Annotated in this window: 17 protein-coding genes and 6 tRNA genes; 20 read left to right on the forward strand and 3 right to left on the reverse strand. The window is 44.4% G+C overall.

Annotated features, from left to right (window positions below; genetic code table 11):
* Positions 1-111: 111 nt before the first annotated feature.
* Together asd and rsgA are read right to left on the reverse strand one after the other, a co-directional pair.
* Positions 112-978, reverse strand: a complete 867-nt coding sequence (gene asd, locus PPIS_RS17145; protein WP_019647266.1) for an archaetidylserine decarboxylase — start codon at positions 976-978, stop codon at positions 112-114.
* 98 nt (positions 979-1,076) lie between these two features.
* Positions 1,077-2,129 carry a small ribosomal subunit biogenesis GTPase RsgA gene (gene rsgA / locus PPIS_RS17150; RefSeq protein WP_010368812.1) on the reverse strand — a complete coding sequence of 351 codons (1,053 nt, stop codon included), beginning with the start codon at positions 2,127-2,129 and terminating at the stop codon, positions 1,077-1,079.
* Between the two features lie 161 nt (positions 2,130-2,290).
* Between rsgA and orn the strand changes: the two genes are divergently transcribed.
* The 20 genes from orn (at position 2,291) to alr (ending at position 14,640) form a co-directional block, all read left to right on the forward strand.
* A complete protein-coding gene (gene orn / locus PPIS_RS17155) occupies positions 2,291-2,836 on the forward strand; it encodes an oligoribonuclease (protein WP_010368811.1) in 546 nt (181 codons plus the stop codon).
* 244 nt (positions 2,837-3,080) lie between these two features.
* Positions 3,081-3,156, forward strand: a tRNA-Gly gene (locus PPIS_RS17160).
* 194 nt (positions 3,157-3,350) lie between these two features.
* Positions 3,351-3,426: transfer RNA gene (locus tag PPIS_RS17165), tRNA-Gly, on the forward strand.
* Positions 3,427-3,554: 128 nt separating this feature from the next.
* Positions 3,555-3,630, forward strand: a tRNA-Gly gene (locus tag PPIS_RS17170).
* Between the two features lie 128 nt (positions 3,631-3,758).
* Positions 3,759-3,834 (forward strand) — tRNA-Gly (locus PPIS_RS17175).
* Positions 3,835-3,949: 115 nt separating this feature from the next.
* Positions 3,950-4,025: transfer RNA gene (locus PPIS_RS17180), tRNA-Gly, on the forward strand.
* 195 nt (positions 4,026-4,220) lie between these two features.
* A tRNA-Gly gene (locus PPIS_RS17185) sits at positions 4,221-4,296 on the forward strand.
* 206 nt (positions 4,297-4,502) lie between these two features.
* Positions 4,503-4,844: a 30S ribosomal protein S6 gene (rpsF, locus tag PPIS_RS17190; RefSeq protein WP_010368810.1), complete on the forward strand. Its 342-nt coding sequence runs from the start codon at positions 4,503-4,505 to the stop codon at positions 4,842-4,844.
* A gap of 38 nt (positions 4,845-4,882) precedes the next feature.
* Entirely contained in the window at positions 4,883-5,212 is a 330-nt protein-coding gene (gene priB / locus PPIS_RS17195) for a primosomal replication protein N (protein ID WP_010368809.1), read from the forward strand.
* 11 nt (positions 5,213-5,223) lie between these two features.
* Positions 5,224-5,451, forward strand: coding sequence for a 30S ribosomal protein S18 (rpsR, locus tag PPIS_RS17200; protein WP_002962753.1), 228 nt, complete (start codon positions 5,224-5,226; stop codon positions 5,449-5,451).
* Between the two features lie 35 nt (positions 5,452-5,486).
* Positions 5,487-5,939 (forward strand): 50S ribosomal protein L9, encoded by a 453-nt coding sequence (gene rplI / locus PPIS_RS17205; protein ID WP_010368808.1) that lies wholly within the window; start codon positions 5,487-5,489, stop codon positions 5,937-5,939.
* 414 nt (positions 5,940-6,353) lie between these two features.
* Positions 6,354-6,767, forward strand: a complete 414-nt coding sequence (locus PPIS_RS17210) for a type IV pilin protein (protein WP_010368807.1) — start codon at positions 6,354-6,356, stop codon at positions 6,765-6,767.
* Positions 6,751-7,209, forward strand: a complete 459-nt coding sequence (locus tag PPIS_RS17215) for a GspH/FimT family pseudopilin (RefSeq protein WP_010368806.1) — start codon at positions 6,751-6,753, stop codon at positions 7,207-7,209. The genes PPIS_RS17210 and PPIS_RS17215 overlap by 17 nt, the downstream gene beginning before the upstream one ends.
* Positions 7,200-8,108 carry a prepilin-type N-terminal cleavage/methylation domain-containing protein gene (locus PPIS_RS25435; RefSeq protein ID WP_010368805.1) on the forward strand — a complete coding sequence of 303 codons (909 nt, stop codon included), beginning with the start codon at positions 7,200-7,202 and terminating at the stop codon, positions 8,106-8,108. Before PPIS_RS17215 ends, PPIS_RS25435 begins: the two co-directional genes overlap by 10 nt.
* Positions 8,109-8,112: 4 nt before the next feature.
* Positions 8,113-9,855 (forward strand): DUF7305 domain-containing protein, encoded by a 1,743-nt coding sequence (locus PPIS_RS17230; protein WP_010368804.1) that lies wholly within the window; start codon positions 8,113-8,115, stop codon positions 9,853-9,855.
* 206 nt (positions 9,856-10,061) lie between these two features.
* Complete coding sequence (locus PPIS_RS17235; protein WP_010368802.1) at positions 10,062-10,613, forward strand: RNA polymerase sigma factor; 552 nt, start codon at positions 10,062-10,064, stop codon at positions 10,611-10,613.
* Entirely contained in the window at positions 10,606-11,085 is a 480-nt protein-coding gene (locus PPIS_RS17240) for a hypothetical protein (protein ID WP_010368801.1), read from the forward strand. Before PPIS_RS17235 ends, PPIS_RS17240 begins: the two co-directional genes overlap by 8 nt.
* A gap of 10 nt (positions 11,086-11,095) precedes the next feature.
* Positions 11,096-12,034 carry a DUF4097 family beta strand repeat-containing protein gene (locus tag PPIS_RS17245; protein ID WP_010368800.1) on the forward strand — a complete coding sequence of 313 codons (939 nt, stop codon included), beginning with the start codon at positions 11,096-11,098 and terminating at the stop codon, positions 12,032-12,034.
* Positions 12,035-12,158: 124 nt separating this feature from the next.
* Positions 12,159-13,538, forward strand: a complete 1,380-nt coding sequence (gene dnaB / locus PPIS_RS17250; protein WP_010368799.1) for a replicative DNA helicase — start codon at positions 12,159-12,161, stop codon at positions 13,536-13,538.
* 19 nt (positions 13,539-13,557) lie between these two features.
* Positions 13,558-14,640, forward strand: a complete 1,083-nt coding sequence (gene alr, locus PPIS_RS17255) for an alanine racemase (protein WP_010368798.1) — start codon at positions 13,558-13,560, stop codon at positions 14,638-14,640.
* Positions 14,641-14,644: 4 nt separating this feature from the next.
* On the opposite strand, the gene PPIS_RS17260 is transcribed toward alr, so the two are convergent.
* Entirely contained in the window at positions 14,645-15,076 is a 432-nt protein-coding gene (locus PPIS_RS17260; protein ID WP_010368797.1) for a secondary thiamine-phosphate synthase enzyme YjbQ, read from the reverse strand.
* Between the last annotated feature and the right edge of the window lie 9 nt (positions 15,077-15,085).

Genomic DNA, 15,085 nt, shown 5'->3' on the forward strand with positions numbered 1-15,085 from the left:
AAAATTTCTTATTTAGAACAAACTAAATAGCAAAATTTTTGCCTTGTTATCGACAAGATTTTCTTGCCTCAAAATAGGTCACTTAATTAAGTAAATTGGTATAAAAGTAATTTACTCTGCTATTTTTGCGAAAGATGTACCCATGCGTGTGACAGTCTCTGGGTTTTGGCCATCTAAGAACTCAGCCTTATTTGCCCCCCACGCTAAGATCACGGTAGAACCAAGCTTAAAGCGACCCATCTCTTCGCCTTTTTTCAGCATTATCGCGTTGTCACCTTCTGCTGGATATGTCCAAGTAAAGACATCTCTTCCGGCTGGTGGTGTCACTGTACCGGCCCAAATCGTCTCAATGCTAGCGACGATAGTTGCACCAACCAATACCATAGAAAGCGGACCAATCTCAGTGTCAAAAATAGCAACAACTCGCTCGTTACGAGCAAATAAATTAGGCACATTTTGCGCAGTAAGTGGATTTACTGAGAATAAGTCGCCTGGTACATAAATCATTTTACGAAGTGTGCCATCAACCGGCATGTGGATACGGTGATAATCCTTCGGCGCTAGATAAATCGTTGCAAACTTACCACCAACATAAGGCGCAACGTCTTCTTCTTTACCACCTAGCAGCGTCTGTAAGCTGTAGTTATGGCCCTTAGCTTGGATAATTTGACCATCGACGACATCACCAAGTTGGCTGATTGCACCATCAACTGGGTGGGCAAGGATATCGCTATCTTCTGCCAAAGGACGGATCCCCGGCTTCAGCGGACGGGTAAAAAACTCGTTAAAGGTTTTATAGTGAGCTGGATCTTCGTGCAATGCCTCGCTCATGTCGATTTTATATTGTTTGATAAACAGCTTAATTAGCTTTGTGGTTAAGGCGCCAGCTTCTGCTGCGGCAAGCTTACCAACCAAACGAGAAACCGCATGTTTAGGTAATGCATATTGCATGGCAATTTTTAGTTTATCCAAATTCACTTTTAACAGTTCCTAATTATTAGTCTTGTCACTTTCGCTTTTTTGTATTGCGAAGTGGCTATCGGGCTCAAGTCATTGAGCCAATTTAGCAAATATTATCAGACTCTCGGCGCGCGCGCACCTGCGCGGCCATCAGCCATAGACTCTAAAATACGATGGTAACTTTCAAAACGTAATTCGCTGATTTTACCTTCATCTACGGCTTCACGAAGTAAACATCCCGGATCGTTCAGGTGTTTACAGTCTCTAAAGCGGCAACCGCCAATAAACTCCCTAAATTCTTTAAAGCACCAAGTGACGCGTTCCACGTCTAAGTGCCATAGGCCGAACTCACGGATCCCTGGGCTGTCGATCAGGTTTCCACCGGACGGCAAGTGGTGTAAGCGCGATACTGTGGTTGTATGTTGCCCTAAGCCGCTATTTTCGGAGACTTCTTTGGTGAGAATATCTGCATTGGGTAGTACCGTATTGACCAACGTTGATTTGCCAACCCCTGATTGTCCAACAAAAATGTTATTTTTGTCCTCAAGCATGTGTTTTAACTCGTCAATGCCTTCGCCTGATTTTGTACTGACTAACAGTACGCGATAGCCAAGCTCACGATATATATCTAAGACTTCATCAATATATTCGAGGCTTTCTTGGTCAAGCAAATCAATTTTATTTAGTAATAAAATCGGCTCTATCCCCATATCCTCACAAGCGACTAAATAGCGATCGATGATTTGAGGGGTAAATTCAGGCACAACGGCCGACACCATCAATATTTGGTCAATATTTGCAGCAACAACTTTCACACCGTCATAAAAATCTGGACGAGTGAGTTGTGTGCGCCTTTCATGTACAGCCTCAATTACGCCGGCTAAGTCACCATCACTGACCTTGGCACGACGAAAAATGACTTCATCACCGCAAACTAAGCTTGTTACGGTACGACGGATATTGCAACGCAAAACCTCTTGGTCTGTGGTTTCTATATCCGCATGTTGGCCGAAGCGGCTGATCACCACTGCAGCTTCTGTTGGCCCTAAGTTGTCGTTTTGCCATGAAACATCAGATACTTCTGTCTCTTTCGCTTTATCGATTCGCTTCTGATGATTGGCTTTAATCCGACGGGATTGGCCCTTACTGAGTTTCTTTTTCTTTGCCATGTTTATAATCTGTTTAAGCTTAGGCGTGCAGAGCGTTCAAATTTAGGCTATAAATCAATAAAACGCCGCGCATGGTAAAAAAAGCTTTAGGTCGAGTGTTTAAACTAATATGATATATCTAATTGCATTGGATCTAAAGGAAAGTACCGCTAAGGTAAAGTATGACTTTTCATGAATCAAACTTGATCTGGCTCGATCTAGAGATGACGGGGCTAGAACCGAAAACAGATAAAATCTTAGAAATCGCGACGGTGATCACAGACGGTGATCTCAATGTTTTAGCTGAAGGTCCAGTAGTGGCAATTCATCAAAGTGATGAGCTGTTGGACAATATGGATGAGTGGTGCACCAATCAACATGGTCGCTCAGGTCTAACTGCTCGCTGTAAAGCGAGTCAGTTCACGGAAGCAGATGCAGTTAAGCAAACACTAGATTTCCTTAAAGAGTGGGTGCCGCCAGGTGCTTCTCCAATGTGTGGTAACTCTATTGGTCAAGACCGTAGATTCCTCAACAAATACATGCCAGAGCTAGAAGCTTATTTCCACTATCGTAATTTGGATGTCAGTACGATAAAAGAACTTGCGAGACGCTGGAAGCCAGAGCTATTGGGTGAAATAAAGAAAAAAAGCTCTCATTTAGCACTGGATGATATCAAAGACTCCATCATGGAGCTGAAAGTTTATCAAGAAAAATTCTTCAAAGTTTAAAAAACACTTGCAAAGCAAATTTTATCTTGTAGAATCCTGCCCCGCTTGAGATGACAAGCCTTGCGGGGTTTCTTGAGCATAAATAAAGCAGTACAAGCTCAGGGCTACAGGTAAGAACGCGACTTAGTGTAGTTACCGACAAATCCAGAGCTAAATATTGTGATGCAGCACTAGCTCAGCTGCTAAAACGTTAGACGCGACCTTTAGGTTGCGCCCAGCGGAAAATTAAGAGCTATATCGGAATGCGGCACTAGCTCAGCTGGTAGAGCGCGACCTTGCCAAGGTCGAGGTCACGAGTTCGAACCTCGTGTGCCGCTCCAAACACTTGCTTTAGGTGTATAAACTAAAAAATGTGATGCAGCACTAGCTCAGCTGCTACAGGTAAGGACGCGACCTAGCGTAGTTACCGACAAATTCAGAGCTAAATATTGTGATGCAGCACTAGCTCAGCTGCTATAGGTAATCAACGCGACCTTGCGTAATTATCGACAACACAATGAGCTAACTATGGAATGCGGCACTAGCTCAGCTGGTAGAGCGCGACCTTGCCAAGGTCGAGGTCACGAGTTCGAACCTCGTGTGCCGCTCCAAACTTCTCAGTTTGTATTCGACTGGAAAAATAAAGAATATGATGTGATGCGGCACTAGCTCAGCTGCTAAAACGTTAGACGCGACCTTTAGGTTGCGCCCAGCGGAAAATTAAGAGCTACATCGGAATGCGGCACTAGCTCAGCTGGTAGAGCGCGACCTTGCCAAGGTCGAGGTCACGAGTTCGAACCTCGTGTGCCGCTCCAAGCTTCTCAGTTTGTATTCGACTGGAAAAATAAAGAATATGATGTGATGCGGCACTAGCTCAGCTGCTAAAACGTTAGACGCGACCTTTAGGTTGCGCCCAGCGGAAAATTAAGGGCTACATCGGAATGCGGCACTAGCTCAGCTGGTAGAGCGCGACCTTGCCAAGGTCGAGGTCACGAGTTCGAACCTCGTGTGCCGCTCCAAACACTTGTTTTAGGTGAATAAACTAAAAAATGTGATGCAGCACTAGCTCAGCTGCTTCAGGTAAGGACGCGACCTTGCGTAATTACCGACAACATAACGAGCTAACTATGGAATGCGGCACTAGCTCAGCTGGTAGAGCGCGACCTTGCCAAGGTCGAGGTCACGAGTTCGAACCTCGTGTGCCGCTCCAAACACTTACTTTAGGTGTATAAACTAAAAAATGTGATGCGGCACTAGCTCCGCTGCTACAGGTAAGGACGCGACCTAGCGTAGTTACCGACAAATTCAGAGCTAAAGATTGTGATGCGGCACTAGCTCAGCTGCAGTAGGTAATCAACGCGACCTTGCCTTTATTACCGACAACATAACGAGCTAACTATGGAATGCGGCACTAGCTCAGCTGGTAGAGCGCGACCTTGCCAAGGTCGAGGTCACGAGTTCGAACCTCGTGTGCCGCTCCAACTCTCCTAAATATTCTTATTTTTCAATCATTCTAAAAACCCCTTGCAGATATAGCTTTATTCCACCAATTTTTCATAACAAACTGATTGCTTAATTTTAATGCTACGCGTAAAATACGCGCTCTTTCGGCCTTACTATTATCGTTCCTTGCCTTACCCCGACTGGCCGAAACGGGACAAGGCTATACTAACCGTAAGGAATATCCATGCGTCATTACGAAATCGTATTCATGGTTCACCCAGACCAAAGTGAGCAAGTACCTGGTATGATCGAGCGTTATACTGGTGCTATCACTGAAGCTGGCGGTACTATTCACCGTCTAGAAGACTGGGGTCGTCGTCAACTGGCTTACCCAATCGAAAAGCTTCACAAAGCACACTATGTTCTTTTGAACGTTGAAGCACCAACTGAAGTAATCAACGAGCTTGAAACTTCTTTCCGCTACAACGATGCAGTGCTTCGTAACCTAGTTATGCGTACTAAAAACGCGGTAACTGAAGCGTCTCCTCTTGCAAAAGAAGAGAAAAAAGAAGCAGCTTCTGCTTAATCGTTGTTGATTTCGGATTTGACTAACCTTTCGAGGTAATGGTGAGTAATCAGGTTGACCTGTATACCAATCAATATCTGCTTTCGGGCGTGATTTGTAAAACACCTAAATTTAGTCAAAGCCCAGCTGGGATCCCACATTGCATATTTGTACTTGAGCACAAATCAATGCAATTAGAGGCTGACCTTACTCGAAATGCCTACGTGCGTATTCAAGTGGTTGCCAGTGGAGAACAGTTCCGAAACCAAACTGAGCATTTATACGTTGGGCAAGCATTACAAGTTCGCGGTTTTATAAATCGCCACGAGAGCCGAAATGGCTTGAGTCAGCTGGTATTGCACGCACAACATATTGAAAGAATTAATTGAGGAAATTACTCATGGCACGTTATTTCAGACGTCGTAAGTTCTGCCGTTTTAAAGCGGAAGGCGTACAACAAATTGATTACAAAGATCTGGCTACTCTTAGAAACTACGTAACAGAAAGTGGCAAAATCGTACCTAGCCGTATCACAGGTACTAGCGCTAAATACCAGCGTCAGCTAGCAACTGCTATCAAGCGTGCTCGCTACCTAGCCCTTCTTCCATACACTGACTTACACAAGTAAGCAGCTGATTACTAGTTTTTAAAAGGTGTAGAGACATGCAAGTTATTCTACTAGACAAAATTGCAAACCTAGGTAGCCTAGGTGATCAGGTTAATGTTAAATCTGGCTTCGCACGTAACTTCTTATTCCCTAAGGGTAAAGCAGTTCCTGCAACTAAATCTAACATTGAAACTTTCGAAGCACGTCGCGCTGAGCTTGAAGCGAAAATCGCTGAAGAGCTAGTTGCTGCACAGGCACGCGCTGAAAAACTAGAAGCACTAGCTGAAGTAACTCTAGTTTCTAAAGCGGGTGACGAAGGTAAGCTATTCGGTTCTATCGGTACTCGCGATATTGCTGATGCTATCTCTGCAGTAGGTGTTGAGGTTTCTAAGTCAGAAGTTCGTCTACCTCTAGGTACTATCCGTGAGACTGGCGAGTTCGACGTAGCTATCCAAGTACACTCTGACGTTACAGCTACGATCAAAGTAATCGTAATTGCTGAAGCTTAATTTTTAATTGAGCTTAAAAAAGCCGTGTATTTTTATACACGGCTTTTTATTCACTTAATTTACCTAAATGATCCCGAGTTTCGGATAGTAAAAACCTAGTTAACAGATATTCTTAATACTATTGGTTTTGTTGGTATCCAACTTTTAGGTTGAATTAAGTAACCCCTCGAAGAAAATCATAATAATAATCTTATTCATACCAATTTAAGGTGTGACATGGATGATCCTCTCGCTCAAAGTTTGCCTTATATCAAAAGGCAATACTGCTGTAATGTGGTGTAATAAGTTTCCTTTTTAGAAACTTTCGCTCCATGTTATGTTTACATATTATAGGTTAGTCCTTTTCTTTGTCTTTTGTCTGTCATACAGTGGAATAAAATGACAGCGCTATCAATTTAGTGGTGGAATAATTAAATGTCTGTAAATAAAGGTTTTACGCTTACGGAGCTATTAATTGCCGTTGCAATAGTGGCGATCACAGCCAGCGTGGCATATCCGTCATATGTGGAATACGTTCTGGATGGACGTCGTTCGCAAGCACAGCAGCAAATGTTGGAAATGGCGGGGGTGATTGAACGCATATACAGCCGTAATAGTGGCTACCCTGATGCGAGTTTACTTACAGATCTGCCTGAATCTAAATTCTACACGTTTAAATATATTCCCACTGATAAACCAAATGGCGCAGTTGGGCAGTACCGTAATTTGGGATATCAATTTACAGCCACGCCAATAGTGGGAAAAGCACAAGCGACTGATAAATGTGGTGTGCTAAGTATCAACCATCTTGGTGAACAAGGACCGAAGAACAATGATTGCTGGCAATAGACATTTAGGGTTTACCTTGCTTGAGCTGCTTATTGCCATGGCAATACTTGCAATTTTAGCTTCGATAGCTGCGCCAAGTTTTATAAAGCAAATTCAGCAAGACAGACTTACGACACATGCTAATCAACTGCAGGCGGTATATCGCTTGGCCCGCAGTGAAGCGGTTCGACGTGAGCAACAGGTATCACTGGTCGTTGAGGACAGTGACTGGGTTGTGAAAACCAATGAGAATGGTCAATTGACCGAAGTGGGGCGGTTTTCTATTAAGCATAGCTCGATAGAAGTGGCACTTGCTGACCAAGTTGTGCGTGAAAGTGGCGAAGTGCTGGCAACAAACAATATATTGATCACCGACAACATTACCGATACCCAGGATTATCGTTTATGTGTGCTGGTCAGTGGTCAAAGTTGGTTAGCTGAGGCGGAACAAAATTGCAGTTAAGTAAGGGGTTTTCTCTCATTGAGGTCGTGGTGTCGATGTTGGTGGCTGGGCTAATGTTGCTTGGTCTTGCTGCTACGCAGCTTAAGTCATTACAGTTTGCCTCCAATAGCTTTCAATACACGATGGCGTTAATTCATGGTCAAAATGCAATTGAGAGGATATGGCCCTTGTTATGTGAATTACAACATAACAACAATGATATGACACTCGCTAATCCACTTATTCAACAGCTGCATCCTGCGGATAGTCGCTTTACGTTAGCGCTGCCTGCGACCTATAGCAATAACATGCAGCTTACGGTGAGTTGGGAAGATAAGCGGGTAAAAAAGCTCGCTGAAAACCAAATCTCTTTGACTACCAGTTACCCAAATGTTGAGGATACTTGCTCTCCACCACCTGGGGGGGGGCTCATGAAACAGATAAATGGGTATACCTTACTGGAACTTATGGTTGCTATGGTTGTTGGGTTGGTATTGGTTATGGGGATTGCAACGTCATACACATCGATAAAAGAAACGGTGACGACAAGCCAACAGCTGGCAACATCGCAAGAGATTGTTCGCTATACCAATCGAGTGATGATGCGCAGCATCAAGCAAACTCAGGAAATCCCTACTGTGACGGCGACCGATATTACGGTCCGGCAATTGGCTGGGGTGCCCGCTTGTGATGGCAGTGTCCCCACGGTTGACTACACTGAGCGCTATTTTTTACAAGATGGGTATTTAGTGTGCGATCGCGGCACTGGCGATATCAATCTTTTGAAAGGGGTAACTGGACTCGCGTTTGCAATCGATGCCAGTGGTCAGTTAATTACAGTCACAATACAAGGTAGTAGTTTTCCGACACAATACGGTACAGGCATACAGATGAATTTTTACGCTGGATTAGGTAGCTAATACAATGAAACAACAACAAGGTTTTACACTGGTTAAAGTGATGCTGCTTGGCGGCATGGCTAGCGTTGTGGTATTCGCTTCCCTCAAGGAAGGTGTTGTACAAGAAAGATTAAGTGGTAACTTCCAAAAAGACATTAATGCAAGATTAGTGGCTGAACAAGGGATCAGAGAATATCGTCAAAAGCTGGATGCGGCGTTAAGTGGTAATCCACAAGATGTCAATGCGCTGATAAATGGTATTAGTAAAACCGGTAGTGGAACGATCTCTGATTCGCAATATCAGATCTCGGTTAATGCCAATGGCAATGAGTTTGAAATTGAAAGCTTAGGTCAGCGTCATGGTGAGCACGCGAACCATCGGCTAGTTGCGCGCTTCGAGTTACAGCCAGCAGCGAAAGAGTCCATATTCCAAAATGCGGTTACTGGTTGTAAAGGTGTGAACCTATCTGGTAGTGGCTCTGTTGACAGCTATGACTCATCGAAAGGCACTTACGAAGAAACAAAAAGCCATGATGGTGATGTACACACTGTGGTGGGCGATGCAGATGTGGTGCTATCAGGTCACTCTCCGATTAAAGGCGATGTTGAAGCATCTGGTGTGATTTATTTAAAAGGTTCTTCACCGATTTTGGGTGACGTTAGATCAAATACTGGGGTAGATATTTCGCCGTCATCAAGTGGTATTCGAGTAGAAGGTAATGTCTACAGCCGCGGCTTTTTTACCCATAGAGGCGGTAAGATCCAAGGTTATGTGCGCGCCATGGGTGACGCGAAAATGGAGTGGGGCGCTGAGATCATCAACCAAAATGGCGATGCGTTCGATATTCAATATACTGGCAGTGGTCAATTTAAAGATACTGGCTTGCAAGTTCAAGATGGTGTGCATTACTCCGATGCTAAATTTAGAGTCGCTGATTTAGTGGTTGAGCCGGTAAAGGTGTACGATCCTGATTCTCCCGACTACGACCCTGTAAAGCCTAATAAAGAGTGTGATCCTTTGGCGTTACCCTTTAATATGGATAGCATTATCGATCCTCGTAATCGATTTACTCCTCTCAATGTAGGCGCGCAACAAATCTTACATTTTAAACCAAAACAGGCAGTGTATGAGCGTAATGGATCGAGCGTGTATGTTGCCAAAGAGCACACCATTTATTTATTCCAAGGAGTGGATCAAAACCTCGGCACAGCGACAGAAAAAACTCAGCTCGCGTTTCCATTTAAAGGGTTGAAGTTAGGATCTGATGGCAAAATCAAGATCTCAGGTGGCGATGTGATTTGGTTGATTGATGGTGACCTCACATTAACTGGTGACACCCATATCTGGATAGAAAAAGAAAGTTCTCTGACCGTGTTCACTACTGGCAAAGTTTCTATTGGTGCAAGTGCTAAGGTTATTGCTGAGCAAGAAGGCTTAACCAAGAACAGCAAACTGCCCGTGTTTAGCGTGTACTCTTCATTTGATGGTCCCGAGGGTTTTGTATTTAGCGGCGCATCGTCACTATATGCTGCTATTTATTCACCGTTAACTTCTATTCTGTTGAACGGCAGTGGGCAATTGTACGGTACAGTTCGAGGGGCATCGATTACTGGTACCGGTGGTACAGGGATCCACTTTGATCAAGCATTAAAAAATGCAGGCATTGGCGTACAGCTGCCGGGACAAAAGCCGAAATTAGTCTTTAAGGGCTGGCACTATAAACCTTACCAAGTTGCCGACGAGAGCGAGGCTAACAGCGCTGAGTAACTTTCCTGAGTGGAGCGTCAGGTTCCACTTTTTGCTGCTAAATAAAAAAGTAAAATTTTTTCCAACCCTTTTAAACCATTTCTGATTTTATCTGCGTCTAAATAAGTACTTTATAAAAAAGTAGAAATTGGCAATTGAGCGTTGGTGACTTTGTTTGTTCCATTCGATATGCGAAGATGAAGGAATCAACCCAAAGGAACAGACGCATGATAATTAATGCCAAAGAGGCATTTACACAAGAACAAACCGATGCGCTAGTGGCTAGGTGCCAGCAAGGGGATCAAGGTGCATTTCGCGAACTATTTGAGCAACATCACCGTCGCGTATATGCATTATGTCTTAGATTGCTCGCTGAGCCCGCTCATGCAGAAGATGCATGTCAGGAAGTTTTTGTGCAATTGTGGCAAAAGATAGACCAATTTAAAGGGCAATCACAATTTACGACTTGGCTACATAGTGTGACCAGTAATATTGCTATCAGCTACCTTAGAAAGCAAAAAAACTGGTTACAAAAGGTCGTAAGCTTTGAACAATCCGGACTGGATGAGCAAGGAGCTGAGCAGCTAGGAGAGCTAAATGGCCTAGATAAACTCATTGTCAGATTGCCGGAACGTGCCAGGTTGGTCTTCGTATTACATGCTGTCGAAGGGTATCGCCACGAGGAAATTGCCAATATGTTAAACATGGCCGTAGGGTCGAGTAAATCGCAATATCACCGAGCACGTAACTTATTACAGGAGTGGTACAACAATGACTAAACCATCTTTTGATGAATTTATGCATACCGCACTGAATGACGAACAGTCGCAGCCAAAGCCACAACGTGACTTATGGCAAGGCGTTGAGCGTGCAATCAATCAAGCACAACCGATGCAGTCGCCAAAGCAAAATAATTGGCAAAAGTTATCTGGTATTGCTGCGTGTACTATTGCGGGCTTACTCGCTTGGCAAGTCATTATGAATCAGCCCAAGCAAGACTCACTGGCTAATATTAGCGCTTTTTTTGAGCGGCAAAAGCAGTCTTTACTGGTTCAATATGAAACGCAGCCAGCGCTGACTTCTGATTGGCAGACACAATTGCAAGAGCTCGAGCAGGCGGAACAAGCGATTAAGCTGTCTTTAAAGCAAGATCCTGAGAACGCTGCGCTGTTAAAAATGTTAGCTCAGGTTTATCAGCAGCAACTCGACTTAATCAATAAGGTTCACCAACCTCGTTGGCAACAAATTTAGGAGAATTAGGATGAAAGCATTAATTATTAGCCTAGCGGCGCTACCTGCGATAGTGTTCGCCGGAGAATCTATCGATAAAGAACTGTCGGTTCCTGCAAATGGTAAAGTTGTCATCGAGAATCAGCGCGGTGACGTAACGATAAAAACATGGGATAAAAACGTTTTTAAAGTGACAGGCGAGTTAGACGATAAAGCTGAGGGTTATAAACTTGAAACCTCTGGTGAGGTAACCGAGTTTATCGTGAAGATGCCAAGACGCTATAAAAGTTGGGGCGGGGGTGATGGCTCTAAACTCACCATTTACATGCCTCGTAGCAGTGAATTGAATTTTGAAGGGGTGGTGGTTGACGTTGAGGCTGCTGATTTAACGGCGGGCGCCCGTATCAAAACAGTCAACGGTAATATTAAAGCGAGTAAAATCAGCGGCAAAATTGCATTAGAAACGGTAAATGGTGATATCGATAGTCGTGACTTAGATGGCAATATTCAGTTTGAAACCGTCAATGGGGACATTGAAGATATCGCTTCGAGCGGTAAACTAAGGTTTAACGCCGTTAATGGCGAAATTAAAACGCAAACCACTGCAACCGAGCTGCGCTTGGAAAACGTCAACGGCGAAGTCGAGTTAAAGATGGCAGAGTTAAAAGACTTGCGCTTATCTACCGTTAACGGCGAAATTGCAGTATATGCGGCAAAGTTACTGGATAACGCCAATATAAATATGGACAGCGTTAGTGGCGATATTGAGCTTTATTTCCCTGCAGATGTATCGGCAAGGTTTGAAATCAACGCGCATTCTGGTGGTCATATCACCAATGAGCTAAGTTCAGAGCAAGTTAAAAAAGCCAAATATGGCCCAGCTCGTTCACTTGAGTTTGTGCTTAACGGTGGTAATGCAGATGTAGAAATTGATACCGTTAGCGGCAATATTGAGCTAAAGCGTAACTAGTGAAGCAATAGAGCAGTAAGAACAACAAAAGGCCAGAGTTTCCCCCAAACTCTGGCCTTTTGTTATTTGCACTTATGGGTAGACCAGATACAATAGAGGGCCTTCAATTTCTCAATGTTGTGATATGGCTAAACCAGATATACAAGTCGATACCTTAAAAGTTCCACCGCACTCAATTGAAGCTGAGCAATCTGTGCTCGGTGGCTTGATGCTAGATAATGAAGCCTTTGACCGTGTTGCGGAATTGGTGGTGTCTCATGACTTTTATACCAGAACCCATAAGCTGATTTTTGAAGCAATGGAAAAGCTGGTAGAGCTTAGTCAACCTATCGACTTAATCACGATTTCTGAGAATCTAGAAAAGAACAATCAGTTAGAAACCATAGGTGGTTTCTCCTATCTTGCTGAGATTGCTAAAAACACGCCAAGTGCTGCAAACATTGATGCATACGCGAGTATCGTCCGTGAGCGTGCGGTTGTTCGCGAAATGATTGGTGTGGCGAATGAAATAGCAGAGGCTGGCTTTAATCCTGAGGGACGAGATAGCCATGAGCTGTTAGATTTAGCTGAGAGCAAGGTATTTAAGATTGCTGAGCAGCGCACTAAAAGCACTGAAGGTCCGCAGAGTATTCACAGCATCCTAGAGAAAACCGTTGATAAAATTGAAGAACTTTACCAATCTCCACAAGATGGTGTTACCGGGGTAAGTACAGGCTACGGCGACTTAGACAAGATGACAGCAGGACTACAGCCTTCTGATTTGATCATTGTTGCAGCGCGTCCGTCGATGGGTAAAACCACATTTGCGATGAACTTGGCTGAGCATGCCGCGATGACGCAAGATAAGCCAGTACTGATCTACTCGCTAGAGATGCCTTCAGAACAGATCATGATGAGGATGCTCGCTTCACTCGGCCGTATCAACCAAACCAAGGTACGTACCGGTCAATTAGATGATGACGATTGGGCACGTTTGTCATCCACCATGGGCTTACTGATGGAAAAGGGCAAGATGTACATAGATGATGCATCCGGTCTTACGCCAACAGATGTGCGTTCACGCGCGAGACGAATTGCGCGCGATCACGGTGGGATCAGCATGATCATGGTGGACTACTTGCAGCTCATGCGCGTACCGAGCCTTTCGGACAACCGTACGCTTGAGATTGCTGAAATTTCTCGTTCATTAAAGGCACTAGCCAAAGAGCTGCAGTGTCCAGTTATCGCGCTTTCTCAGCTTAACCGTACGCTAGAACAACGTGCAGATAAACGCCCAGTAAACTCCGACTTACGTGAATCAGGCTCTATCGAGCAGGATGCCGACTTAATCATGTTTATTTATCGTGATGAAGTTTACAACGACGATAGCCTAGACAAAGGCACGGCCGAAATCATCATAGGTAAGCAACGTAACGGTCCGATCGGTAAGGTTAGGTTAACCTTCCAAGGTCAATACTCTCGATTCGATAACTATGCGGGTCCAGCAATGGACGACGAATATTAACTGTCAATTGAGTAGTGAAATGCGACTAGCAAGTGCTGAAATCGATTTAACCGCGCTGAGAGAAAACCTACAGCTAACACAAAAACTGGCGCCAAAAAGTAAGATTATGGCGGTACTTAAGGCCAACGCTTATGGTCATGGTTTGGTTAAAATAGCTCAGCATTTGCAAGATGCGGATGCATTCGCTGTGGCGAGAGTTGATGAAGCGCTCGCGCTTAGAACAGGTGGCATCACTAAACCAATTGTCTTGTTAGAAGGTTTTTTTCATCCTTCTGATTTACCTATTTTACTTGCCAATAATTTGCAAACCATAGTGCATGATATTTCTCAGCTTGAAGCCATTGAGCGTGCTAATTTAGATGCGCCGCTCACAGTGTGGCTAAAAGTAGATACCGGTATGCATCGTCTCGGCGTTGAGCCTGAAGAGTTTGAAGCGTTTTATGCTCGCCTTAAGCGCTCAAAAAATGTTGCTGATAAAATCCACTTAATGACACACTTTGCTTGTGCCGATGATATCAAAGACAATAAAACCGAAGTACAACAAGTGTTATTTAAGTCTTTGGTTGGTCAAAGTCACGCACCATTGTGTTTGGCAAACTCCGCGGGGATCATAGGTTGGCCTGAATCTCATGGCGACTGGATCCGTCCGGGCCTAATGCTTTATGGCGTTTCACCTATGCTTGCGCGTGTTGGCCAGCAACATGGATTAAAGCCCGTCATGCGCTTGACTACTAAAGTTATTGCCATCAAGCGGGTGAGAGCACATCAGGCGGTAGGTTATGGCGGACGTTGGCAATGTGAACAGGACACCTATCTTGCCGTTATTGGTGTTGGCTATGGAGACGGTTATCCCAGACACGCTAAAATTGGCACTCCGGTGGTTATTGGTAACCAGCGTTACGGTATAGTCGGCACCGTGTCTATGGATATGATCAGTGTGAATATTGGTGATAATTCTAATGGCATTCAAGTTGGTGAAGAAGTAGAAATGTGGGGACCAAACCTGCCCGTAGAAGAGATAGCGCAATGTGCAGATACGATTCCATATGAGCTGCTGTGTAACGTCACCCCAAGAGTTAGCTACGAATACATCGAAGGCTAAGCGCTTAGCCTTTTCTGTCACCTTGAAGCGTTGCGATAATGCGTCTTGCACTACCATGGTCACGATGCTCACCGAGATAAATACCTTGCCAAGTACCTAAACGCAGACGGCCCTCAGAAATGGGGATCGTTACTTCACATCCTAAAGTGCTGGATTTGATATGTGCTGGCATATCGTCATCGCCCTCATAGTCATGGCGGTAGTAGCTTTGCCTCTGTGGTACAAAATGATTAAAGTGGCTTTCCATATCCATACGTACCGTTGGGTCGGCATTTTCGTTAATTGTTAGGCTGGCGGAGGTGTGTTGTATAAACAGGTGCAGCAGCCCTATACGATAGTCATGTAGTTCAGGAAGCTGAGAGATAATCTCGTCGTCTATCAAGTGAAAGCCTCGTTTTCGAGGCTTCAAGGTAATTTGTTTTTGAGTCCAACTCATAAAGTAACG

Source organism: Pseudoalteromonas piscicida (genome assembly GCF_000238315.3).
GTDB lineage: Bacteria > Pseudomonadota > Gammaproteobacteria > Enterobacterales > Alteromonadaceae > Pseudoalteromonas > Pseudoalteromonas piscicida.

Bases quoted from the DNA above. Each gene is read 5' to 3' on its own strand.
- rsgA (WP_010368812.1), bottom strand. From the start codon at position 2,129: ATGGCAAAGAAAAAGAAACTCAGTAAGGGCCAATCCCGTCGGATTAAA.
- orn (WP_010368811.1), top strand. From the start codon at position 2,291: ATGACTTTTCATGAATCAAACTTGATCTGGCTCGATCTAGAGATGACG.
- rpsF (WP_010368810.1), top strand. From the start codon at position 4,503: ATGCGTCATTACGAAATCGTATTCATGGTTCACCCAGACCAAAGTGAG.
- priB (WP_010368809.1), top strand. From the start codon at position 4,883: ATGGTGAGTAATCAGGTTGACCTGTATACCAATCAATATCTGCTTTCG.
- rpsR (WP_002962753.1), top strand. From the start codon at position 5,224: ATGGCACGTTATTTCAGACGTCGTAAGTTCTGCCGTTTTAAAGCGGAA.
- rplI (WP_010368808.1), top strand. From the start codon at position 5,487: ATGCAAGTTATTCTACTAGACAAAATTGCAAACCTAGGTAGCCTAGGT.
- PPIS_RS17210 (WP_010368807.1), top strand. From the start codon at position 6,354: ATGTCTGTAAATAAAGGTTTTACGCTTACGGAGCTATTAATTGCCGTT.
- PPIS_RS17215 (WP_010368806.1), top strand. From the start codon at position 6,751: ATGATTGCTGGCAATAGACATTTAGGGTTTACCTTGCTTGAGCTGCTT.
- PPIS_RS17230 (WP_010368804.1), top strand. From the start codon at position 8,113: ATGAAACAACAACAAGGTTTTACACTGGTTAAAGTGATGCTGCTTGGC.
- PPIS_RS17235 (WP_010368802.1), top strand. From the start codon at position 10,062: ATGATAATTAATGCCAAAGAGGCATTTACACAAGAACAAACCGATGCG.
- PPIS_RS17240 (WP_010368801.1), top strand. From the start codon at position 10,606: ATGACTAAACCATCTTTTGATGAATTTATGCATACCGCACTGAATGAC.
- PPIS_RS17245 (WP_010368800.1), top strand. From the start codon at position 11,096: ATGAAAGCATTAATTATTAGCCTAGCGGCGCTACCTGCGATAGTGTTC.
- dnaB (WP_010368799.1), top strand. From the start codon at position 12,159: ATGGCTAAACCAGATATACAAGTCGATACCTTAAAAGTTCCACCGCAC.
- alr (WP_010368798.1), top strand. From the start codon at position 13,558: ATGCGACTAGCAAGTGCTGAAATCGATTTAACCGCGCTGAGAGAAAAC.
- PPIS_RS17260 (WP_010368797.1), bottom strand. From the start codon at position 15,076: ATGAGTTGGACTCAAAAACAAATTACCTTGAAGCCTCGAAAACGAGGC.